Annotated in this window: 22 protein-coding genes and 1 pseudogene; 9 read left to right on the top strand and 14 right to left on the bottom strand. The window is 71.9% G+C overall.

Features of this window, described 5'->3' with window-relative positions; translation table 11 throughout:
* Positions 1-144 precede the first annotated feature (144 nt).
* The 3 genes and pseudogenes from ABZS54_RS20595 to ABZS54_RS20585 all read right to left on the bottom strand — a co-directional run.
* On the bottom strand, positions 145-390 hold the full coding sequence (locus tag ABZS54_RS20595; RefSeq protein WP_355537708.1) for a hypothetical protein: 246 nt from the start codon (positions 388-390) through the stop codon (positions 145-147).
* Entirely contained in the window at positions 374-625 is a 252-nt protein-coding gene (locus ABZS54_RS20590; protein ID WP_355537706.1) for a DUF6400 family protein, read from the bottom strand. Before ABZS54_RS20590 ends, ABZS54_RS20595 begins: the two co-directional genes overlap by 17 nt.
* 414 nt (positions 626-1,039) lie before the next feature.
* Positions 1,040-1,561: pseudogene (locus tag ABZS54_RS20585) on the bottom strand (helix-turn-helix domain-containing protein); the annotation flags it as partial.
* Between the two features lie 89 nt (positions 1,562-1,650).
* Between ABZS54_RS20585 and ABZS54_RS20580 the strand changes: the two are divergent.
* Together ABZS54_RS20580 and ABZS54_RS20575 are read left to right on the top strand one after the other, a co-directional pair.
* Positions 1,651-3,066 carry a tetratricopeptide repeat protein gene (locus ABZS54_RS20580; protein ID WP_355537703.1) on the top strand — a complete coding sequence of 472 codons (1,416 nt, stop codon included), beginning with the start codon at positions 1,651-1,653 and terminating at the stop codon, positions 3,064-3,066.
* Between the two features lie 153 nt (positions 3,067-3,219).
* Positions 3,220-3,900 carry a hypothetical protein gene (locus ABZS54_RS20575; protein WP_355537700.1) on the top strand — a complete coding sequence of 227 codons (681 nt, stop codon included), beginning with the start codon at positions 3,220-3,222 and terminating at the stop codon, positions 3,898-3,900.
* 155 nt (positions 3,901-4,055) lie between these two features.
* On the opposite strand, the gene ABZS54_RS20570 is transcribed toward ABZS54_RS20575, so the two are convergent.
* The 8 genes from ABZS54_RS20570 to ABZS54_RS20535 all read right to left on the bottom strand — a co-directional run bounded on the left by ABZS54_RS20570 (position 4,056) and on the right by ABZS54_RS20535 (position 10,536).
* The gene (locus ABZS54_RS20570; RefSeq protein ID WP_355537697.1) at positions 4,056-5,159 is read right to left on the bottom strand and encodes a DNA cytosine methyltransferase; all 1,104 of its coding nucleotides are present in this window, start codon (positions 5,157-5,159) and stop codon (positions 4,056-4,058) included.
* A 9-nt stretch (positions 5,160-5,168) separates the two neighbouring features.
* Positions 5,169-5,600: a very short patch repair endonuclease gene (locus ABZS54_RS20565; protein WP_355537694.1), complete on the bottom strand. Its 432-nt coding sequence runs from the start codon at positions 5,598-5,600 to the stop codon at positions 5,169-5,171.
* Positions 5,601-5,735: 135 nt separating this feature from the next.
* Positions 5,736-6,917, bottom strand: a complete 1,182-nt coding sequence (locus tag ABZS54_RS20560; protein WP_355537691.1) for an ABC transporter ATP-binding protein — start codon at positions 6,915-6,917, stop codon at positions 5,736-5,738.
* On the bottom strand, positions 6,914-7,678 hold the full coding sequence (locus ABZS54_RS20555; RefSeq protein ID WP_355537716.1) for an ABC transporter permease: 765 nt from the start codon (positions 7,676-7,678) through the stop codon (positions 6,914-6,916). Before ABZS54_RS20555 ends, ABZS54_RS20560 begins: the two co-directional genes overlap by 4 nt.
* A gap of 122 nt (positions 7,679-7,800) precedes the next feature.
* Positions 7,801-8,649, bottom strand: coding sequence for a molybdate ABC transporter substrate-binding protein (gene modA / locus ABZS54_RS20550; protein WP_355537688.1), 849 nt, complete (start codon positions 8,647-8,649; stop codon positions 7,801-7,803).
* 26 nt (positions 8,650-8,675) lie between these two features.
* The gene (locus ABZS54_RS20545; RefSeq protein ID WP_020550249.1) at positions 8,676-9,104 is read right to left on the bottom strand and encodes a helix-turn-helix transcriptional regulator; all 429 of its coding nucleotides are present in this window, start codon (positions 9,102-9,104) and stop codon (positions 8,676-8,678) included.
* Positions 9,105-9,446: 342 nt separating this feature from the next.
* Entirely contained in the window at positions 9,447-9,935 is a 489-nt protein-coding gene (locus ABZS54_RS20540; RefSeq protein ID WP_355537685.1) for a phosphotransferase, read from the bottom strand.
* A gap of 283 nt (positions 9,936-10,218) precedes the next feature.
* Entirely contained in the window at positions 10,219-10,536 is a 318-nt protein-coding gene (locus ABZS54_RS20535) for a hypothetical protein (protein WP_355537682.1), read from the bottom strand.
* A gap of 469 nt (positions 10,537-11,005) precedes the next feature.
* Between ABZS54_RS20535 and ABZS54_RS20530 the strand changes: the two genes are divergently transcribed.
* The 4 genes from ABZS54_RS20530 to ABZS54_RS20515 all read left to right on the top strand — a co-directional run bounded on the left by ABZS54_RS20530 (position 11,006) and on the right by ABZS54_RS20515 (position 13,551).
* Positions 11,006-11,836 (top strand): helix-turn-helix transcriptional regulator, encoded by an 831-nt coding sequence (locus tag ABZS54_RS20530; RefSeq protein ID WP_355537679.1) that lies wholly within the window; start codon positions 11,006-11,008, stop codon positions 11,834-11,836.
* Positions 11,833-12,030, top strand: a complete 198-nt coding sequence (locus ABZS54_RS20525) for a DUF397 domain-containing protein (protein ID WP_355537676.1) — start codon at positions 11,833-11,835, stop codon at positions 12,028-12,030. Before ABZS54_RS20530 ends, ABZS54_RS20525 begins: the two co-directional genes overlap by 4 nt.
* 337 nt (positions 12,031-12,367) lie before the next feature.
* Positions 12,368-12,907 carry an ATP-binding protein gene (locus ABZS54_RS20520; RefSeq protein ID WP_355537673.1) on the top strand — a complete coding sequence of 180 codons (540 nt, stop codon included), beginning with the start codon at positions 12,368-12,370 and terminating at the stop codon, positions 12,905-12,907.
* A complete protein-coding gene (locus ABZS54_RS20515) occupies positions 12,904-13,551 on the top strand; it encodes a response regulator transcription factor (RefSeq protein WP_355537670.1) in 648 nt (215 codons plus the stop codon). Before ABZS54_RS20520 ends, ABZS54_RS20515 begins: the two co-directional genes overlap by 4 nt.
* Positions 13,552-13,560: 9 nt before the next feature.
* On the opposite strand, the gene ABZS54_RS20510 is transcribed toward ABZS54_RS20515, so the two are convergent.
* Positions 13,561-14,031, bottom strand: a complete 471-nt coding sequence (locus tag ABZS54_RS20510; protein ID WP_355537667.1) for a hypothetical protein — start codon at positions 14,029-14,031, stop codon at positions 13,561-13,563.
* 80 nt (positions 14,032-14,111) lie between these two features.
* Between ABZS54_RS20510 and ABZS54_RS20505 the strand changes: the two genes are divergently transcribed.
* Positions 14,112-14,477 carry a hypothetical protein gene (locus tag ABZS54_RS20505; RefSeq protein ID WP_355537664.1) on the top strand — a complete coding sequence of 122 codons (366 nt, stop codon included), beginning with the start codon at positions 14,112-14,114 and terminating at the stop codon, positions 14,475-14,477.
* Between the two features lie 167 nt (positions 14,478-14,644).
* Here the strand turns inward: ABZS54_RS20505 and ABZS54_RS20500 are convergent, their stop codons facing one another.
* On the bottom strand, positions 14,645-15,208 hold the full coding sequence (locus ABZS54_RS20500) for a hypothetical protein (RefSeq protein ID WP_355537661.1): 564 nt from the start codon (positions 15,206-15,208) through the stop codon (positions 14,645-14,647).
* A gap of 211 nt (positions 15,209-15,419) precedes the next feature.
* Between ABZS54_RS20500 and ABZS54_RS20495 the strand changes: the two genes are divergently transcribed.
* Entirely contained in the window at positions 15,420-20,591 is a 5,172-nt protein-coding gene (locus ABZS54_RS20495; protein WP_355537658.1) for a tetratricopeptide repeat protein, read from the top strand.
* A gap of 46 nt (positions 20,592-20,637) precedes the next feature.
* Positions 20,638-21,060, top strand: coding sequence for a hypothetical protein (locus ABZS54_RS20490; RefSeq protein WP_355537655.1), 423 nt, complete (start codon positions 20,638-20,640; stop codon positions 21,058-21,060).
* Positions 21,061-21,126: 66 nt separating this feature from the next.
* Here ABZS54_RS20490 and ABZS54_RS20485 read toward each other — a convergent pair whose 3' ends face one another.
* Positions 21,127-21,285 carry a hypothetical protein gene (locus ABZS54_RS20485; RefSeq protein WP_355537652.1) on the bottom strand — a complete coding sequence of 53 codons (159 nt, stop codon included), beginning with the start codon at positions 21,283-21,285 and terminating at the stop codon, positions 21,127-21,129.
* Between the last annotated feature and the right edge of the window lie 104 nt (positions 21,286-21,389).

Raw genomic sequence — 21,389 nt, 5'->3', positions numbered from 1 at the left:
TGGGGGTGGCGTTGGGGGCGGGCGCGGCGGGGGCGGCGCCGCCCCGCGCGGCGCGGGGGGGCGCGCGGCGCCGGCCCGGCTGGCGCCCCCCCCCCCCGCCCGGTGGAGCAGGGCGTACGGGGTGGGTCGGCGGCCCCGGTTCCATCACAAGCAGTGGCTGTTGTCCCCACGGTGGGTGACGCCGGGCCGGGTGTTCAGGGACCACATGTGTGTGCAGTGCGGGCACTGAAGATGGACGACCGGCCCGTTGTTGGAGATCAGATAGCGCCAGTGCTCGCCGCAGTTGCGGAGGTCGGCGCAGGTCGTGCAGTGGCGCGCGTCGTCACAGACGGGGCAGGCCACCCAGGCGCGACGGGCGATGTCCGCCTGTGGATCAATGGGCAGCCGCACGACCCGGCTCCTCCCCCGGCAGGACCCCGGCCGCCACCAGCATGTCGTGGATGCGCTGCTGCTCGGGGTCCAGGCCCGAATAGAGGAGGGCGAACGCTTCGTCTTCGCTTCGGATGGCGGCCACCGGGTCCCAGTCGGGCCCGAGCGCGGCCACGACCTCGGCCCGTCGCCGGGCCTCCTCGAAGGTCAGGTCGATCGTGAAGGGAACGAGGTCGGCAGTGTTGTCCTGGTTCATGGCGAGACTTCCGATGTGTCGGTGGAACTCGCCCATCTGTATCAGGCGCCCGCGGCCGTGCGGAAGGGTGGCCCGATTCACCCCGGTCCGGACCGGCGCGACGCTCCACCCGGCCCGCCGATGGGCCGCCCTCGGATCGGCCGACAGGGGTGGGCCGTTGCCGGCGGCAGGCCCCGAATGCCAGGCATCGTCGGATCACCACACTATGACGTACTTCACGACTTGCCCCCGGAATGGACCGAGCCCGCCGCACGGAGAGGCAACAGACCGTTGCAGAAAGTAAAGGTTGTGGTCGTTCGAGGCGCGAGTAGGGCAAATCGAAGCCTCTCCATCTCCGAACCGACCGCCTGGAGCGGCGCCGGGCTCCCCGGCGCCGGAAACGTCAGCCCGACGCGGCCGCCGGCTGACAAGCGATCAGGGGCCGACCCGTCGACGGCCGTTCAGCCGGGCGGCGCGGGAGGCGGCAGCCGCGCCGGCGACATCGGCACGGTCGGCCGGGATCCGGGTGAACGCCGCGCGGTAGCCGCTCGGGGTCAGGCCGGTGCGGCGCACGAGGTGTTTGCGCAGCGAATCGGTGGTGCCGATCCCGCTGTGGTGGGCCACCAGTTCCATCGACAGGGCGGTGGTCTCCAGCAACTCCCGCGCCCGGTCCACCCGTTGATGGAGCAGCCACTGCAGCGGACTGAGACTCGTCTCGGCGTGGAAGCGTCGGGTCAGGGTGCGCACGCTGGTGTTCGCGTGCGCGGCGAGGTCGGCCAGGGTGAGCGGTTCGTCGAGGCGGGCCGGCGCCCAGGCGCGGGTGTCGGCGAGCGATACGCCGCTTTCCGGGGGAAGCGGCGATTCGATGACCGGCTGCGCCTGCCGGCCGACACCCCCGACCTCGCCCGGCTGCGTGCCGTCCTGAAGGCCGGGCACAACAACCGCTACCGGTGCCAGGACGCGTGGCAGGCCGCCGCGTCCTGACCCCGAGCGCTCTTCCCGCCGTGTTTAATCGATGTCGATCGTCGCGACGGAAGGACCCCACGATGAGCACGGTGGATCGGCACGGGCTCGAACTGTCCGGCATGGGCCCGGAGGCGATCCGGCACTACGAACGCGCGCTCGACGCGCTGCTGTTCTTCCGGCCGGAGGTGAGCACGGAGGTCGAGGCGGCGCTGTCGGCCGACCCGGGTGCACCGATGGCAAACGCATTCGCGGCCTATCTCGGCCTGTTGGGCACCGAGTCGGTCGATGCCGGCGCGGCGCGCGAGCGCTACGCCGCCTTCGTGCCCACCCCGACCAGGGTCGGCGCCCGCGAGGTCGCGCACATGCGGGCCGCCGACGCGTGGTTGGCGGGCGACATCCACCTGGCCGGCGACATCCTGCACGAGGTGGTCGTGGCGTATCCCCGGGACGCGCTCGCGCTGCTGATCGGCCATCAGATCGACTTCCTCACCGGTGACGCCGTCCGGCTGCGCGACCGGGTCGGCGGCGCCCTCAGCGCGTGGGATCGAGACGATCCGCACTACGGGCCGGTGCTGGGCATGGCCGCGTTCGGCCTGGAGGAGGCCGGCCATTACGCGCGTTCCGAACAGGCCGGGCTGGCCGCCGTGGCGGCGAATCCGCGCGACGTGTGGGCGATCCACGCGATCGTGCACACGTACGAGATGCAGGGCCGGTTCGCCGAGGGGATCCGCTACCTCGATGCCCGCACCGCCGACTGGACCGGCGGCAACTACCTGAACGTGCACAACTGGTGGCACTACGGCCTGTTCTCGATCGAGGCCGGTGCGATCGACCGCGCGCTGGCCGTCTACGACGCGGTCCTGCACCACGACAAGTCCGCCGGCCTGGCGATGGAACTCCTGGACGCCTCGGCCCTGTTGTGGCGCATCCACCTCGTCGGCAGCCGGCAGGCCGGGCGCTGGAACCGGCTCGCCGACGCGTGGGCGGCCCGCGCGGACGGCCCGTACTACGCGTTCAACGACACCCACGCGGTGATGGCCTACCTCGGCGCCGGCCGGATCGCCGACGCGCAGGCGGTGGTCCGTGACCGCGAGACCTGGCTCGCCGATCCGCACCCGGGCGTGGCCAACCACGCGATGACCGCGGAGGTCGGCCTGCCGGTCTGCCGCGCGCTGGTGGCCTTCGAGCAGGGACGGTACGCGGACACCGTCGACACCCTCGTCCCGATCCGGCACCGCCTGAACACCTACGGCGGCAGCCACGCCCAGCGCGACGCGATCCAGCAGACCCTGGTCGAGGCGGCGCTGCGGGCCGACCGGCACGATCTGGCCCGGACGCTGCTCAGCGAACGGGTCAACGTGCGTCCGACCAGCCCGTACAACTGGCTCGGCCGGGCGCGCCTGGCCGACGCCCTGGGCAAACCCGCGGAAGCCGCCGACGCCCGCGAACGTGCCGCCGGGTACACCGCCGCGATCACCACCGCGTGGGGCCGCTGACCTGCCGGCACCGTCGGATCCACCTCGGCGGGGTACCGGCCCCGTCGCGGGCCGGTCGGCCGGGCCCGCGCCGCATGCGCGAGAATTGCGCACCCGTCCCGGGCCGAACCGATCGACCCGGTACGCCATCGACAACGCGGGAGAGTGGCACACATGGGCGAGTCCTCGGCGAGCGAATCCGTGACGCGTCGCCAGGTCCCGGACGACCCGGGACTGCTCGCCGCAGCCGCGCAGAGCCCGGGCGGCTCGGTCGCCGAGATCGACCCGGCATTCGCCGACGACCCCAACGGCTATGTCCCCGGTGAGGCGATCCGCGGCGCGTGGGTGGTCGGGCCGGACGGCCTGTTGACCGGCGAGTACCGGGAGAACCCGCGGCACGGGCCGCCGCAGGACGACTTCGCCAAGCTGGTCGAGAACGACGCGTGGTTCGGCTGGCTCGGCGAGGACCCGGTCGGCGCGATCCGCGAGTCGGTCACCGAATGCTTCGAGGACCAGGCTCCCGGCGCCACGCTGACCTGGATGAAGATCCTCGAACCGCCGCGCTGCGCCACCACCGGCCGACCGGCCCCGGACGACGAGCAGCACCTGATCCCCACCCGCGCCGGCGTGGCCGTCTGGTTCGCCGCCCAGATCGCCGCGCCGGACCGGGCCCGGACCACCGTGTGCGGCATCTTCACGTGGGTCGCGATCCACCTCGACGCTCCGGCCGACCGCCATGACCGGATCTGGCTCGACCTGGACGCCGACCTCGACTGGGCGGAGCAGCAGTTGCCACCGCGGATGTACGGCCTGGACGCGGAGGCGAGCGACGCCGAAGGTACCCCGAGCACCTGAGCCTCGGCCGGCGGGAGCGATCCCTCCGAGCCCTCGCCCTGCCACGCCGGCTCTCGCGTCACGGCGCCGGCTCTCGCGCTACCGAGCCTGCTCGCTCCACCGCGCCTCGGCTCTGGCTACGACACCTGTTCCCGCCCTGCCGCCCTTGCTCCGCGTTACCGCGCCGCCTGCAACCGCGGCTTCAGATGCCGAGCGATCGCCTCCGCGAGCCGCGGCGGCACCGCGTTGCCGATCTGTCGGGCGATCTCGGTCTTGGAGCCGCACCACACGAAGGTCTCCGGGAAGGACTGGAGCCGGGCCGCCTCGCGGTGCGTGATCGGGCGGTTGACCCGGTCGGTCGGGTCGTCCGGGTTCCACTGCGGGTGCAGGTACTGGCCCTTCTCCGGCTTGTAGAACTCGGTCCGGATGGTCAGCGACGGGTGGTCCCAGCGCATCCGGCCCATCACGTCCGTCGTACCGGTCTTCTTGTTCCGCCAGCAGTCCGGCAGCAGGTGGTCCGGCAGGTCGAAGCGGCCGCCGCCGGGCGGGACGCAGTCGTAGCGCAGCAGCGAGCGCTCGATCGGCGTGCGGGCCAGGTGCAGGTCGGCCTCCTTGAACACGCCGGGCACGCTACGGCCGAAGAACTCCGTCTTCGAGACGGGCAGGCTGGTCGTCCCGGGCACGCGCGGCAGGTGCTCGATCGCGTCCCGGACGGTATTCCAGCGCTGCGGCCGGCCGGAGCCGTGGGTCGGCTCGGGGACGGCGATCTCGCCGATCCGGGAGCCGATCACGATCGCGCGCTTGCGGCGCTGCGGGACGCCGTAGTCCACCGCCGGGAGCAGCGCGTCGGTCAGCACGTACCCCTCCAGGAGGCCGCCGGGCTGCGCCTCGGCGAGCAACAGCGCGAACTCGGCGGACTTCTGGAAGCGGTCCACGTTCTCGATGACGAACACCTTGGGCCTGGCCCGGCGCACGAAGCGCAGGTATTCCTTCCAGAGCTTGTTGCGCGGGTCCTCGACGTTGCGACTGCCCAGGTTGGAGAAGCCCTGGCAGGGCGGGCCGCCGATGATCAGGTCGGCACGCGGGATGTCCTTGTCCGGGATCTCCGCGATATCGCCCCAGCGCATGTGCGCCTCGCCGAAATTGGCGGCGTAGGTCGCGGCCGCGTGCAGGTTCCACTCGACCGCCATGACCGGCCGAAAGCCCTTCGCGGCGGCGAATCCGGACGTCATTCCACCGCAGCCCGCGAACAGGTCGATCATGGTGATGGGTCGTGCCATGCGGACAGGTTAGCCGGCCACGCGCCTCGCGATCACGGCATCCCGAACCCTGGCCGCTGCGGTGACCGGGTCCTCGTGCTCCCAGACGCGTACGACCAGCCAACCGGCCTCGGCCATCCGTCGGTCGGTGTCCGCGTCGCGGGTGCGGTTTCCCTCGATCTTGGTCTTCCAGAAATCGGCGTTGCGCTTGGGCCAGGTCGCGTGCTTCGGGCATCCGTGCCAGAAGCAGCCGTCGACGTAGACGGCGACCTTCGTCGGGCCGAAGACGACGTCCGCCTCGCGGCGGACGCCCTTGAGCGGGCGGCGGTGCACGCGGTAGCGCAGGCCCATGGCGTGCAGCAGGCGCCGCAACGCGACCTCGACGCCGGTGTCCTTGCTGCGTTGGCGACTCATCCGCGCGCGAGTCGCTTCCGTGGTGGTCAGGCTCTTCACGGACACCATGGTGCACGGTCGCACTGTCATCGCGCCCGGGGACGGTCGTCGTGCCCGGGACGATCGTCGTGCCCGGGACTGTCAGCGCGCCCGGGACTGTCAGCGCGCCCGGGGACGGCGGGGCGCCTGCGCCGGGTGCACCGCTCAGGCCGGGTACGCTCGCGCCTCCGTTGCCTTGACCGCCGCCCATACCGGCTTGCCCGGCGCGAGTTCGAGTTCGGCGACCGCGAGCGGTGTGACGTCGGCGAGCAGCGGTACCGGGCCGGTCAGTTCGACCCGGACGGTGTCGCCGTGCAGCTCCATGCCGTCCACCTCGACCTGCCACAGGTTGCGCGGGCTGCCGTCCGGGCGGGTCCGGTACAGCGTCACCGCGGCCGGCGAGAAGGCCACGAACACCTCGACCGCGTCCGGGAGTTCGGCCACCACCAGGCGCTGCCCGCCGGCCAGGTCGACGCCGCCGGCCGAGGTGGTGCCGCGGTACAGGTTCAGACCCACCAGGCGCGCCACGTAGTCGGTGCGCGGATGCCGGGCCACCTCGGCCGGCGTGCCGGTCTGGACCGCGCGGCCCGCCTCGATCACGGTGAGCCGGTCGGCCAGCACCATCGCGTCCAAGGGGTCGTGGGTGATCACCACCGCGACCCCGTCGAAGTCGGCCAGATGCCGGCGCAGCGTCGCCCGCACCGCCACCCGGGTGCGCGCGTCCAGCGCGGCCAACGGCTCGTCCAGGAGCAGCAGTCGCGGGTGGGTGGCCAGCGCGCGGGCGAGCGCGACCCGCTGGGCCTGCCCGCCGGAGAGCCGGCCCGGTTTGACGCCCGCGTGTTCGGCCAGGTCGACCCGGTCCAGCCAGTCCGCCGCCAGGCTCCGGGCCTCGCGTCGGCCGACGCCCTGGCAGCGCAGGCCGAAGGCGACGTTCTCCAGCGCGGACAGGTGCGGGAAGAGCAGGTAGTCCTGGAAGACCACGCCCACCGGGCGCCGCTCGGGCGGTGTGTACAGCCGCCGCTTCGGGTCCTCCAGGTCGACGCCGGCGAGCCGGGTGTGGCCGGCGCCGAGCGGGGTGAGACCGGCCAGGGCGCGCAGCGCGGTGCTCTTGCCGGCGCCGTTGGGGCCGAGCAGGGCGACCACCTCGCCGGGCGCGGCGGTCAGGTGCACGTCCAGGCGGAAGGCGTCGCGGGCTACGACGAGGTGGGCGTCGAGGCCGGGGGTGCTCGGTTCTTCCGGGCCGCCGGTCGCTTCGTGCGGACCGGTCGCCTTCGTGCCGGTCGCATCGGTCGCATCGTTCGGGCCGGTCGCCTGGTTCGGGGCGCTCGTCTCGTCCGCGCCGGTCACGAGGTGGTCATCCAGCGCTCGCGCAGGCCGGCCAGGATCAGCACGGACACCGCCAACAACACGAGGGAGAGCACGATCGCCGCCTCCGGATCGCTTTCCAGGGCCAGGTAGACGGCGAGCGGCATGGTCTGGGTCTTGCCCGGGAAGTTGCCGGCGAAGGTGATGGTCGCGCCGAACTCGCCGAGCGCGCGCGCCCATGCGAGTACCGCGCCGGCCGCCACGCCCGGCGCGATCAGCGGCAGGGTCACCCGGCGGAACGCGGTCCAGCGGGACGCACCCAGCGTCGCGGCGGCCTCCTCGTAGCGCGGGTCGGCCGCCCGCAGCGCGCCCTCGACGCTGATCACCAGGAACGGCATCGCCACGAACGCCTCGGCCACGATCACGCCGGTCGTGGTGAACGGCAGCGTGTAGCCGAAGGTGTCGTCCAGCCACTCGCCGACGATGCCCTTGCGGCCGAGCACCAGGAGCAGCGCCACACCGCCCACCACGGGCGGCAACACCAGCGGCAGCGTGACCAGTGCGCGGACCAGCCGGCGGCCGGGAAAGTCGGTCCGGGCCAGCAGCCAGGCCAGCGGGACACCCAGGACCAGCACGATGCCGGTGGCCACGGTCGCGGTGAACAGCGAGAGCTTGAGCGCCTCGCGGACCTCGGTACTGCCGAGCTGACTCCCCAGGTCGCTCCACGGCGCCCGGACCAGCAGACCAACCAGCGGCAGCACCAGGAACACCAGGCCGATCAGGCCGGGCACGAGCAGTGCCAACGGTGCGCCGCCGCGTCGGGAGCGTTCGGCCCGCTCGCGTACGGCGGGCCGGCGCTGGGCCCACGTGCGGATGGCCCGCGCGCGTCCGGCTCGCTCGCCGTGGGGGACCTGGGGAGCTTCGATCACGGTGCCTGGAAGCCCGCCGCCGTCAGGGCCGTGCGGCCGGGCTCGGACAACACGAAGGCCACGAACGCCTTGGCCGCGTCGGCGTTGGGCGCCTTGGCGAGCGGAACGATCGGGTATGTGTTGACCGCCTGCGCGGATTCGGGGAAGTCCACGCCGACCGCCTTGGCGCCCGCCGCCTTGACGTCGGTGCGGTAGACGAGTGCGGCGTCCACCTCGCCGAGGGTGAGCTTGGTGAGCGCGGCCTTGACGTCCTGTTCGAGCGTCGCGGGGGTGAACTTGACGCCGGCCGCGTCGAGAGCGGTCTTGGCCGCGGCGCCGCATGGGACCTGCGAGGCGCATTGGGCGACCTTGAGGCCGTTCTGCTTGAGGTCGGCGAGCGACTTGATGTTCTTGGGGTTGCCCGGCGCCACCGCGATCTGCAACGTGTTCTTGGCGAACGCGGTGGGCGTGCCGTCGGCGTTCTTGGCGTCGGTGACGAGCTTCATGTTCTTCTCGTCGGCCGAGGCGAACACGTCGGCGGGCGCGCCCTGGTCGATGCTCGCGGCCAGCGCCGAGCTGCCGAGGTAGTTGAACTTGACCGTCACACCCGGGTGCGCGGCCTCGAACTGCTTGCCCAGCGCGGTGAACGTCTCGGTCAGCGAGGCCGCGGCGAACACGTTGACGGTGCCCTTGAGCTGCTTGGCGTCGGCGGCGGGCGCGGAGGCGTTGGCGCCGGCCGGCGGCGTGGCCCCGCCGACCTTCTTGTCGTCCTTGTCCTTGTCGTCGCTGCCGCATCCGGCGAGCGTGATCAACGCCCCCGCGAGCAGCGCGGCCGAGACCGCACGTCCGGCCCGCACCGTGCCCATTGCGCCCATCGTGTGTGCACTCCCCGCTATTCGAGGGAGTGCTCGCGCGCGCCCTCGGTCCGCTCCACCATGACATTCGTCGACTTCACCACTGCCGTGGCGAGCACCCCGACCTCCAAGCCGAGTTCGTCCGCGGCCTCGGCACTCATCAGCGAGACCACCCGGTACGGCCCGGCCTGGATCTCGACCTGGGCCATCACCGTGTCCTTGCGGACGTCGGTGACGATGCCGCGGAAGCGGTTGCGCGCCGACGACCAACCGAGCCGCTCGCTGTCCGCGCGGGCGTCGCCGGCCGCCACCGAGCGGGCGAACGCGGCAAGCGCCGCACCCTCCACAACCCGCCGACCGTTCTCGTCCCGCCGCGCGTCGAGCCGACCCGAGTCCACCCACCGCCGCACCGTGTCCGCACTCACTCCGAGCAGAGCCGCCGCATCGCCGATCCCGAACATGTTCACGGCCGGGATCCTAACCACGAGCGCCTCCCGCACAGAGCGAAGCCGATACCCGTATACGCCGGCAGAAGCCGCCGCATGCGGGCCATCATCCTTGCAGATGCGAGCTGCTTCCGCCTACGTGCCTCGCAGATCCGATGCGCGTGAGCACGCTGCGGGATTGTGTCGGTTCCGCGGCCATCACCTCGGCCCTACGCGCGTCGAACCCGCCGACCACGGGCCGAACAGCACCACGGCACGCCGCCGAATCGCCTCGGACCCGCACCAGGCGGCCACCTGCGGCAATCGCGACGGAATGCCGTCTCCATGGGGCAGCCTCCTGCGGCCGAGGGGCCGGGACGCGCGTCAGCCCGCGATGGGCGGTTCGACCAGGCTGATCCACCAGGTGTCGCGGCCGTCGGTGTGGCCGATCATCGCCTCGGCGAGCGCTCGGCGGGCGGTGAGGGGTGTACGGCGCCAGTCGGGGAATCGCCACATCCAGCGACGGATCTCACCGAGGTTGTGGCCCTCGCCCAACAACGCCGCACCGAGGTAACCGATCTCCGCCCACCGTGGGCCCAGCGCCACCTGGCCCCAGTCCACGACGGAGAGTCGGCCGTCGGATCGGATGATCATGTTGGCCGAGGTCAGGTCCGTGTGCAGGAGGCGGTTGCCGCACAGCGGGCCGGACCGGGCGGGCGGCAGGTGCTCTCGCAGCCGACCGACCAGCGTGGGCAACCCGGCACTGCGACCCGGTTGGACGCGCCCGATGCGATCCACCACGCCGACCACCTGAGCCATGTCGGGCGAGCCGAGACACAGCCGCACCGGCCGACCCTCGACGTGCTCGAACACGAGGACCCGCCACCGTCGACCGCGCCGTGGTGCAACAGGCGCGGAGACAGCACGCCCGTGACGGCACTCGCCGCGATCTCGCTGGTCTGGGCCCGGGCGGACAGGGGGGCGGTGGCCTCCTCGGCAGCCTTGACGAACACGAGGCCGGCGGGAGTGCCGACGAGCGCGGCGAAGGAACTGGTGTGGGGCCCGGCGATCGACTCGACCGAGAGGATGGGCCCGGTTGCCTTTTCCACGAACGTGATCACCTGGCAGGGCAGTTCACGCCACAGGTAGCGCCTGGTCACATCGCCTCCCGCACGGACTCGGCCCCGGGCTCGATCGGCACCGAAAGCGGCGCACCCACAGCACGGCCGAACTGATCGACGTGCCACAACTGCCGTACTGCCTTGACCAGTTCCGCATCCAAGTCGACCTCGACCAGATGACCGATCGGGCACAGGTAGGGCGACCGTCCTGCCGGATGCGGCTGCACGACGGCAACCCGCTCCGACGCCGGAGGAAGCGCAACGACCGTCCCTTCCGGCAGATCCGCATGCTCGTCGATGTGCCGAACACGCGAACCGAGACGGATCGCTGAATATTCTTGAATCTCCATCACTGCCTCACGGTGGATAGATGGAGGCAGCGGCCGGGCTCACGCCTGGAATCGAGACGCCCGGCCGCTGCCGGTTGAAAGGCGGCGGCATACGGCCGCGCTGGTTCTCCTTCTCGGCTGAACACGAAACGGCTCAGTGGTCAGCGTGCAAATACCGGCAGTTCGGCGAGCACGCACACGGAGGCTCGTGGCCCGGCAGGTCGTCACCCCATGGCCACGGCGCCGAACTGCCAGTTCGCTCGGATGAACGCGGGAAACGAGTTCGGATCAGTTTGATCCGATGAACCACGAGCCCCGCCCCGTCACTCTTGGGTCGCTCCGGATTGCCGTCCTCGGGCGGAGAGTGCATGGCACGCCTTTCGTCGCTCCGCATGACTTCACGGGGAGTAAGGCGATGATGACGCCACTCTCTGTACGCTCGAAAGCTCGGAGCCGTGGGCATTATTTTTTGGCAAGGGCAAGGAGAACGGGTGTGCGATTCAAGCCACGACCCATTGACCCCGGGGCCGGCCCTCGGGGCACCTACGGCGAGTTGATTCGGGAGTATCGCGAAGCCGCCGGATTGTCCCTCGAAACCGTTGCGGGGAAGCTCGGCTACGACACATCGACGCTGTCGCGATTCGAGCGTGCGCGAAGGTCGATCCCATCCGACATTCCCTCGAAGCTCGACGAACTCTTCGCAACCGGGCTCATGTTCCAGTCCATGTATCGGATGATCAAGGACGATCGCCACCCTGGTAGGTGGCGCTTGTTGAGCGACTACGAGGCCAAGGCAGTACGGATCGGCACGTACGCTCCCCAGGTCGTTCCCGGACTGCTGCAAACACCCGAGTACGCAAGGGCGTTGCTTCTCAATGGCGAGGTGTACGAGACAGAGGAAGAGATCGACGACGCCACGAATGAGCGCATCGCACGGCAGTCCACCCTCACCCGCGATGATCCGCCCGCCTACTCGGCCGTACTTGACGAAGCCGTGTTGCACCGGATGATCGGAAGCCACGAGACAACACATCGGCAGCTCGCGTCGCTTCTGCCGCAGGTCGACACGATCCGAACGACGATTCAAGTGTGGCCGTCAAAGCTCGGCGGGCATCCGCTTCTCGGCGGAACCACGGTGCTGATGACACTGGCCGACGGAACCACCGGTGTATGGCTGGAAGGCAGCGACAGCGGGCAATTGATCGAAGACATGGAGGAAGTCCGGCGTCGGCAAGGGGCGTACGATCGCGTGTGCGCCCGCGCCCCGTCGCCCAAGGACTCGGCGGAAATGATCAAGGCAGCGATAGAGGAGTTCAGAACATGACCCTTGAGCCCGAACTCGGTCACGCGATGTGGCGTAAGTCGACCTACAGCGCCCCTCAAGGAGCGGAGTGCGTAGAGGTCGCCCCAGGCTTCTCGGCCGTGCCTGTCCGGGACTCCAAGGACCCGAGTGTCGGTCACCTGGTGGTCACCCCCGCATCCTGGTCGGCCCTGCTGTCCACGCTGCGCGCTGCCTGACCCACCAGCCGACCGAGCCCCGTCACCCACGTGACGGGGCTTCGTCGTGCAACCGATCCAGCGCAGGTCCGACCCCGGCCTCCAGCAGTTCGGAAGGTCTGTGCTCGTAGCACGCTTACCACGAGAACCGCGTTGCCGAGTGACGTCTCGACGATCGCGATTGCCCCTCACCGGTGAGGAACCGCAGCCGCGCGGATCATTGTCGAGCGGCGGATCAACAACACGAAGGCGTGGCGAGGCATCGCCGTCCGACGCCGGTGCTCCCTTTGTTGATTGCCCCGGTCCGCGCACGATCGCCGAGCGCGACAACGTGCGTTCGGCCGCCGAGGAGTTGCGGTTGACGGGCTGTCAGGCGCTGGCCGAGCTACGCGAGTTGGTCGCGGTGCTGCGGGACCCCGACGACCCGTCGCCGGCCGGCGCGAGCGCGCGCGGCGGCGGGGCGACCGGGCTGGACGTATCCGATCTGATCGCCGACTCGCGAACGGCCGGCGTGCCCATCGAGCTGACCGTGACCGGCACCCCGGACGATGCCGACGCACCGGCGGCTGTACGAACCGTGCGGCGTGTGGTGCAGGAGGCGCTGACCAACGTGCACAAACACGCGCCCGGCGCACACGTCGAGGTGTCGATCCGGTACGAGCCCTCCGGCATCGGCATCACCGTCGCGAACACGGCCGGGGCACGGGCCCCGGACGTCGACCTCGGCACCGGCGGTACCGGCCTGCTCGGCCTGCGCGAACGCGTCGAACTCCTGGGCGGCCGGCTGCGCGCCGAACCCGACGAAACCGGCGGCTTCGTCGTGGAGGCACTCGTCCCGATCGCCACACCCGTCACCACCGACCGAACCCACCGAGACCTCCACGAAGGTGCCGCATGATTCGACTCCTGCTTGTGGACGACGAACGAATGGTCTGCGCACACCTGCGCACCATCCTCGGCGGCGCCCCGGACATCGAGATCGTCGGCGAGGCGTACGACGGCGCGGAGGCGCTGGAGCAGGTGGTCCGACACCGCCCCGACGTGGTCCTGCTCGACCTGCACATGCCCGGCGTGGACGGGCTCTCCGCGCTGCGCCGGATGGTTCGACTCGACACACCGCCCAGGGTCGTCGTACTGACCACGATCGACACCGACGACCACGTGCTCCGCGCGCTGCACACGGGCGCGGTCGGCTTCCTCCTCAAGGACACCCCTCCCGAGGAACTGATCGCGCTGCTGCGGGTGGCCGCCGACGGCCACACGGTGTTGTCGCCGGCCGCCGCCCGCAATCTGATCGGCGCGAGCGCGGCCCGCGACAGCGCGCGCCGGGCGGCCCGGCACACGATCCGTGATCTCAGCGTCCGGGAGACCGAGATCCTGGGCTGCCTCGGCGAGGGGCTGTCCAACTCGCAGATCGCCGGGCGCCTGCACCTCACCGAAGCGACCGTCAAGGCGTATGTATCCCGCACCCTGACCAAACTCGACTGCACCAACCGCACCCAGGCCGGCCTGATCGCCCACGACGCGGGCCTGACCGGTTGAAGCCGTCGGCTACCCGAGCCGGTCGGTGAGCCAGTCGGCGGTGTCGGGAAGCCACCCGGATTGTGCGTCGCACACCAGGTGATCACCGTGCGGCAGCACGAGCACCCCGCCCAACGGCGCCTCGTGACCGACACGTTCGGCGGAAAGGACTCCGGGCGTAATGTCGTCACCGCCTTCGACCACCCGCAGCGGCGTGCCGATGCCCGAGGCGATGTCGGCCAGATCGACGCCGCGCACGAACTCCTCGGCGGCACCCGTGCTTCCCGTACGCACCGTGAGCGTCTCCCGCACGAACGGCGGGAGTTCGGCCCAGTCGAGGCGGTACGGGCCGCTCACCGCGACGGTGGCGACCACTCGCGGTTCGTGCGCGGCGGTGAGGATCGCGTAGAAGCCGCCCAGGCTCATCCCGACCAGGCCCACGCCGGCGGTCGTGTCGACGTCGTCGCGGGTCGCCAAGGCGTCGATCACCCGGCCGACCACGTGGTGATAGTCGGCGCGCGGCGCGGTGTCGATCAGGAATCCCTGGCCGGGCCCGTCGAAGGGCGTGGCAGTGTGCTGTGGTGCCCGGCAGCGGTGGATCGGCTCGACTTCCTCGAACGATTCGCCGACGCCTTCGGTGGGCGACCGGGCCCAACCTGGGCCTGGAGCACTTCGTCGACCACCTGCGGACCGACCCCACGTGCTTCGCGCTGCTGCCCGCCGATCGCCCGCTGCCTGCCGGCGCCCGCGACGTGCGCTCCATCCCGCTGGTCGAGCCCGCCCCGCTGTACGCCTGGTCCCTGCTGTGGAATGCGGATCGGCCGCATCCTCGGCTGGCCGATCTGCTCCGCGAGTTCGGCCGGATAGGCGCCCGCGAGCGCTGGCTCGACCACGACCCGACCCGGGACTGGCTGCCGGACGCGAACCACGCCCGGCTCACCGACTGAGCCCGCGGCCGCCGGCGGGTGTCGACACGGCGAGACGGGGCCGGTCGGGGTCGCGGGAGCCGCCGAGGCTGTCGAGGCTTTCGAAGCGGTCAGGGCTGTCGGCTCACGAGGCCGAGGTCGTGCCCGAGGCTCCGTTCACGCCTTCGGAGCGCGCCGGACGTACCCGCTCAGGAAACCAGGTCCGACCAGAACGGCACGGTCACCGGCGCGTGTTCGATCCTGCCGTCGGCGAACTCCACCGCGAGGTAGTTGGCCAGGTTCGCGCCGTACACCACGATGTCGGTCTGCATCACGGACAACACCGGGTGGTCCCACTGGCCCTCGGCGCCGGGCAGGTAGCGGTGGCCGAACACCGGCACCATCGTCGGCACCCGAGCCAGGTGATAGCGCGCCGACTTGAGCGCGTGCCGCAGCTGCGCCGGGCGCGCGCCCCACGCCGCCGGCCAGAACGCGTTGTGCTCCACGTCGTACAGCACCCCCTCGCCCGGCCAACCCAGTTGAGCCTTGAGGCCGCGCGCGTTGCCGTCGCGCCAATTCGGCCAGCCTTTTCCGATCGGCAGGCCGAGCGACAACAACAGACGGTGATCGGCGGCGAACCGGAAACCGAAGTGCTTTTCCACCGAATCGAACTCGTCCGCGGTCAGTCCGGGAGTAATGTCGGCGCCGGTGCACTCCAGCAACCGGCGGAAATCCTGCTCGGTGGGTGGATCCGGGGGCGGTGTGGTGGTCATGGCCACCGAGCGTAGTCGGCACCGCTCACCGCGCCGAGGCCGCCATGTCCGCGTGCGGCGCGATTTTGCCCAACCCGGGCCCGCCGAGCACCTGAAAGTCGGATAGTCGGTGTTCTAGCATGAGCGCTCGATATCTGCGTGAACGGTGTTGGGATAAACGGTCGGGGGACCCGTTGATCGACGAAGTTCGGCATACCCCGTGGGCCGCCCGATGACGGTCCCGCTTCTCGCCGCCGTCGCGGCCCTCATCGCCTTGGTGGCTGCTCTGATGTGGTTCGGTTTCCGCCGCAGACCCGCCTCGATCGCGGCCCGCGCCGAGACGCTTTTGGCCCAGGCCGAGGCCGCACACCGGGCGGGCCGGCTCGCTGCGGCCGAGCGCGGCTATCGACGCGTCGCGGACGCGCTGGTCAAGCCCGGCACCCCGGACACGCTCGCCGACACGCACGGGCGGGCGCTGATCGGACTCGGCGAGGTGGCCGGCCGGCAGGGCCGCTCGGCCGACGCGATCACCGCCTTCCGCACCGCGTTCGCGCTGACCGCACTGCCCGTCGCCGCATTGGAGCTGACCGCCGCCCAAGCGACCCGGCGGGCCGAACCGGGGCCGCTGGACGTCGCGATCTGCGTGGAGCTGGTCACCCGCACCGACACCGACCCCGACCATGTGGCGTACGACTTCCTGGAGGCCAGGTGCGTGGTCGCCACCGGCCTGCCGAAGAGCGAACTGATCGCGGTCGAGGAACTCGCGGGCCGGATCGAGGCGGGGGCACCACGGCTGGAATGGGCGGTGTACGCCCGTGCCTGCGCGCTGCGCGACCTCGGTCGGGCGGCCGAGGCGATCGCCGCGTTCGAGCGCGCCGACCGGCTCGTGCCACGCGCGGCCACCGGCTACGAACTGGGCAGGCTGTACCGCGACGCGGGTCGGCCGGACGAGGCGCTCGCCGCGTTCGAGCGCTCGCTGACCATCGAGCCGGAGCGGCCCGAGGTGCTGTACGCGATGGCGCTGACCCACCTGCGTCGCAAGCCCGCCGACAAGGTGTCCCGAGATGCGGCGCTCGAAGCCGCCGTGGGCCTGCTCACCCGCACCTGCACTCTGGCCCCCGCCCACGCGCAGGCATGGCTCGGGCTGGGCCGCGCCCAGCACGCCCTCGGCCGGGACGCGGCGGCGCTGGAGCCGCTGCGCCGGGCGGCCGAAATGTTGCCGGAACACGCCGACGTGCAAATGGAGTTCGTCACGCTCACCCTGGCCCGCGGCGATCGGTCGGCGGCCTTCCCGGTGCTGCGGCGGGTGCTGGCGAAGCAGCCCCGCCACCTCGGGGCCAACCTGACTCTGGGCACGCTGCACGACCAGGACGACGATTTCGCGGCGGCGGCGCCCTGTTTCGAGCGGGTGGTGGCCGCCGAACCCGACCACGCGCGAGCCCGGTTCGGCCTGGGTCGCGCACTGTTCGAGCAGGGCGACGCGGCGCGCGCGGTGGTGCACCTGGCCGAGGTCCGCGAGCGCGACGCGGCGCAGCACCACCTGCTGGCCCGCGCCTACAGCGCTATCGGCGAAGTGGAGTCGGCCGACGCGGCGTTCTCGGCGACGATCGACGCGGGCGACGACAGCGCACTCGCGCACCACCGGCAGGCGTGCGTTCGGTTGCGACGCGAGCGGCGGCAGGATGCCATCGCCTCGTTCTGGCGGGTGTTGGACCGGGTGGACGACGATTCGCCGTTGGCCGCCGAGGCTTTGTTGTTCCGGGGCATCGCCTATCGGGACGAGGGCGACCTGGGCGCGGCGCGGGCCGACGCGGAGGCTGCGGTGGCCGCCGCGCCGGACGATCCGCGGGCCCACTACGCGCGCGGGCAACTGGCCGTCCTGGAGGACGAATGGACGCTGGCGCAGCGCGAGTTCGAGATAGCCGCCCGGCTCGACCCGGGGTACGCGCCGGCCCGCTTCGGGCTGGGCCTGGTACGCGAGCACGCCGGCGAGCTCCCGGGCGCCGCCGAGGCGTACGAAGGTGGGCTGGCGACTCGGCCGGACTGGACACCGGGCGTCGTGCGCCTGGGCGCGGCCCGGATCGCGGCGGGCCGGGTCGCGGACGGGATCGAGGTGTTGGCGCCGGTGCGTACCGAGCCGACCGGCTCGGCGCGCTTCCATCTGGGCCTGGGATATGCCCGGCTGGGCCGGGTGGAGCGAGCGGACGAGTTGTGGGCGGCGCCGGGCGGGGTCAACGACGCGATCCGCGCACACAACGTGGCCACCGCAAGGGATTTGCTGGCCCGCGCCGCGCTCGCCGCCGGCGACCACGCGCTCGCGCGCGAGCACTGGCAGGCGTGTCGGGATGCGTTTCCCGACCACGAGGGATATCGGGTCGCGCTGGCCGAGACGCTGTTTCGCGAGGGTGCCGAGTTGTTGCGGTTCGGCCGCGATCGAGGCGCGCCGCTGACGGCCGCGCGGGATCGGCTGGGCGCGGCGGTCGCGCTGGTGCCAGGGGATCGGCGGATCCGGGTGCATCTGGCGATCGCGGCGCTGTACGCGGGCGAACCGGCGGTCGCCGTGCGGTTGTCGGCCGCGCTCGATCCGGTGGCCGATCCGCGGGTGGGGCACCTGGCACCGCTGGCCCGGCTGGCGCTCGGCGCGGGCACGGTGCCGCTGGGCGCGCTGGTGGAGGCCGAACCGGCCGCGTGGGCGGTGCGCGGGATGCATGCCGCGCGGGGCCGCCGGTGGGGCGACGCGGCCGAGGCGTACCGGCAGGCGCTGGTGGTGCCCGGGCCGGTGGAGCCGGAACCGCGCGCGGCGATGTGCGAGACGGCGGGATGTGCGGCATCGGCGCGGGCGGCTTGTGGCCAGTGCGGACGGGCCTATTGCGGGGACCATGGGGTGCTGGGTGGGGTCGATGGCTTCGGCGGGCTTGGTGTGGTCGGCGGGATCGGTGACGTCGACGGGGTCGGTGGGCACGGCGGGATCGGCGGGCTGAGCGCTCCAGGGGCAGCCGGCGGCGAACTGCCCGCGCGTTGTGGTGGTTGCGTGGACTCGATGTTGGCCGCGTTGACCGCGTGCGCCCATCGGGCCGGGGCGGGCGATGCGGCGGAGGCCGAGCTGATCCGGTGGGCCCGCGGCGACGACCGTACCTCGGCGCACCACCTGCTGGCGCTGTTGCGCGCCCAACGCGGCGACCACGACACGGCGTTGGCGGGCCTGGAACAGGTGTTGGCCGGCCCCGGGGCGACCGAGGAAGGACGGCTGATCGCGGCCCGGGTGTATGTGCGCCGGGCCGCCGTGCACAGCGCCGACCTGGTGGCTGCGGCGGCGGACGTGGAGCGGGCCGCGCGGCTGGTGCCGGAGTTGCCGCAGGTACGCCGGGCCAGGCCGCTGCTGCGCTCGTGGCAGGCGCTGGCGCACGCCCGCGCGGATCGGCACGACGCCTCGATCGCGATCCGGCTCGACCTGGAACGCGCGGTACCCACCGATGTGCGCAACCTCCAGTGTCTGGCGCTGTCCGCGCTGCGCGCCGGATCGGCCGGCGGCGCGGGGCACACCACCGCGATGTGGCAGCTGGTGTGCGGTACTTGGGCTGCGGTGCTGTACAGCCCGAGGTTCTGGATCGACCTGGAGGCACGCACCGGGCGGGAGATCTCCGCCGAACAGATCCGGACCGCGCGCACCGAGCAGATCGAGCGGGTGCACCGCGAGTTGGGTGAGCGCGCCGGGCAGAGCGAGGGCGCGGTGGCCGCGCTGTACCGCGAACTGGCGCAGCGCTGGTCGCTGGAGGTGGCCGCGACCGAACGCGTCGCGCACACCGAGCCGGCGCCGGCCTCGATCGCCTGCGGTCCGCTGTTCCTGGCGCGGGTCGCCGACCCCGAGCACGGCTCACCGGCGGGCCGCGAACTCGCCGCCGCCGTCCTGGCCGCGGTGGATCCGCACACCGCCGACCTGCTCGGCCCGTTGGGCGTGTACCACCACCTGATCGACGCGGGCCGGTTCGACGAGGCGATCACCGGCCTGACCGCACTGGCCGGTCTGGCCGGGCCGGCCGCGACGCCCGGCGTGGCCGCGCTGCTTGCTCGGGCACATCTGGCCCGGGCCCGGTATCTGGGCGAGCGCGGGGAATGGGCGCAGGCCCTGGCGTGTCTGGAGCAGGCCGCGCCGATCCCGGCCGATGCAACGAACCTGGCGGCCGAGGTCGGAGTTCGGGCCGCACAGGCCGTGTTGGCCGCCGACCCGAATGAACACGGGCAGACGGCCAGGCTGTTGGAACGCTCATGGGCCTTGGCTCCGGACGGGCCGGGCCTGCGCGAGGCATTGGCCGGGGCTTACGCGCAACTCGCCCGGCGGGAGCACGAACGCAAGCTGTACCGCGACGCGATCGCGCTGGTCCGCCGGGCGCTGGAGCTGACTCCGGACGACGAGTCGGTACGGGCGCTTGCCGCCGGCGCGCTGCGTGGGCTGGTGATGGAGCTGTTGGCGAGGAACACCGACGCGGCCGTCGCGGAGGCGGTCGTGGCGATGCGTGAAGCGCACGCGCTCGATCCCGGTGAGGCGGGTCGGATCGGGCTGACCAACGCGCTGTTCCTGAGCGCCGAGCGACTCGCGTTGCGCGGCGGTGCGCGCGAGCAGGCGGTGGCGGCGATGCGCGAGGCGCTCGAACTCGCGGACGCGGGTGCCGGGGAGGGCCCTTCGACCGCAGGATCCTCGGCCCCGGGATCGGCGGTCGCGGATTCACCGGTCTCGGGATCGGCGGTCTCCGGACCCTCGGTCACCGGCTCGGCAGTCTCCGGCTCGTCGGTCGCGGCCGAGGCTCGCCGTCGGGTGGCCGCGCTGCTGGTGGAGGCGGCGCAGGCGCGCGAGCGGGACGAGGACTTCGACCGGGCCATCGATCTCCTGGAGGAGGCCCGGCACTACGGCGACGACCCGCCCATCCGCCGGGCGTTGGCGTTCAACCACTACTACGCGCGGCACTACGAGGTCGCGGAGCAACTGCTGCGCCGCGAGATCGCCGACGGCTTGGAGATCGAGTCGCTGCGCGAGGCGTGGATCGTGGTGGTCGTGGACCGGGCCTACGACCTGCTCGCCAAGGACGGCGCCTACGAGGCGATCGAGGTGCTCACGCGGGCGCTCGGCGAGCACGAGGAACCGAGGCTGCGGGACGCGCTGGTGGCGGTGTACCTGCGCGAGGAGCGCTATCAGGACACGATCCGCACCCTGGAGGCGATCCCGTCGACCCCCGAGAACACCGTGCTGTTGGCCCTGGCGCTGCACAACGAGGGGGTTCGGCAAGCGAACATGGGCCACAACCACACGGCGCTCGTACACCTGGAGCGCGCGAACGAATACCACCCGACCGAAGGCACCCGGGAGATCCTGGACGAGATCCGAGCCCGAATCCACGGCTACTACTGAGCGATTGATCGATATTCCCCACCAAGCGCACCTCGGAGCACGGAACATGCCCGCATCGGAGCGATCGCCCTACGACGTCCTCGGGATCACCCCGGCGGCCACCCCGCCCGAGGTGCACGCCGCCTACGAGCGCGCACTGGCCGAGGCCTGCGGCACCGTCGAGCGTGAGGACTGCACGACGGCCTACCTGCACCTGCGCAACACCGGCCGCCGATTGGGCGCCGACATCCTGGAGTACGCCGCTCCCGACCCGGCAACCACCGCCCGCGAGGCCTTCGCCGGCGTCGCCGACGAGCCCTTCCTGACCCCCGACGCCCCTCCCCCACCGATCGCGGGCCTGGTCGTCCTCCGCCGCACCGACTCCGCCGCCGACCACCAGGAACCCCCACCCACCAAGAGCACCTTCGCCATCCCCACCCGCTTCTCCCCCACAGCCGACGTCCTACCCCCGGTGGACATCCCCCACTGACCGATGCCCGGACGTCACCCGAACCGAGTCGCATCCCGTCCGGGTTCGTGTATTGCACGCGGTAGCTCATGTGATCGCGCTACCGTCTCGGTCCGCGCAGCCGCTGAAGAAGTCGCCGGCCTTGAGACGCGCGTGCACGGCCTCACCGTCCTCCTGCACTTCCGGAGGGAGCGCCCAGTGCAGGATGGCATCGCGTTCGAGCCGATCGAGCGGGGTCTCGTACATGTCCTTGTCGAACTCCTCGCGGCGGTCCTCGGGGAGAACGGCGTGGTTCTCCGCAAGCGTGTTCGGCAGCTCGATGCGCTCGCCACGGACGACGGTGGTTCCGG

It is taken from the genome of Embleya sp. NPDC005575 (assembly GCF_040605455.1).
GTDB lineage: Bacteria > Actinomycetota > Actinomycetes > Streptomycetales > Streptomycetaceae > Embleya.
Note: the sequence above shows the minus strand (reverse complement) of the source record. Positions and strands in the feature narration are given on the sequence as shown.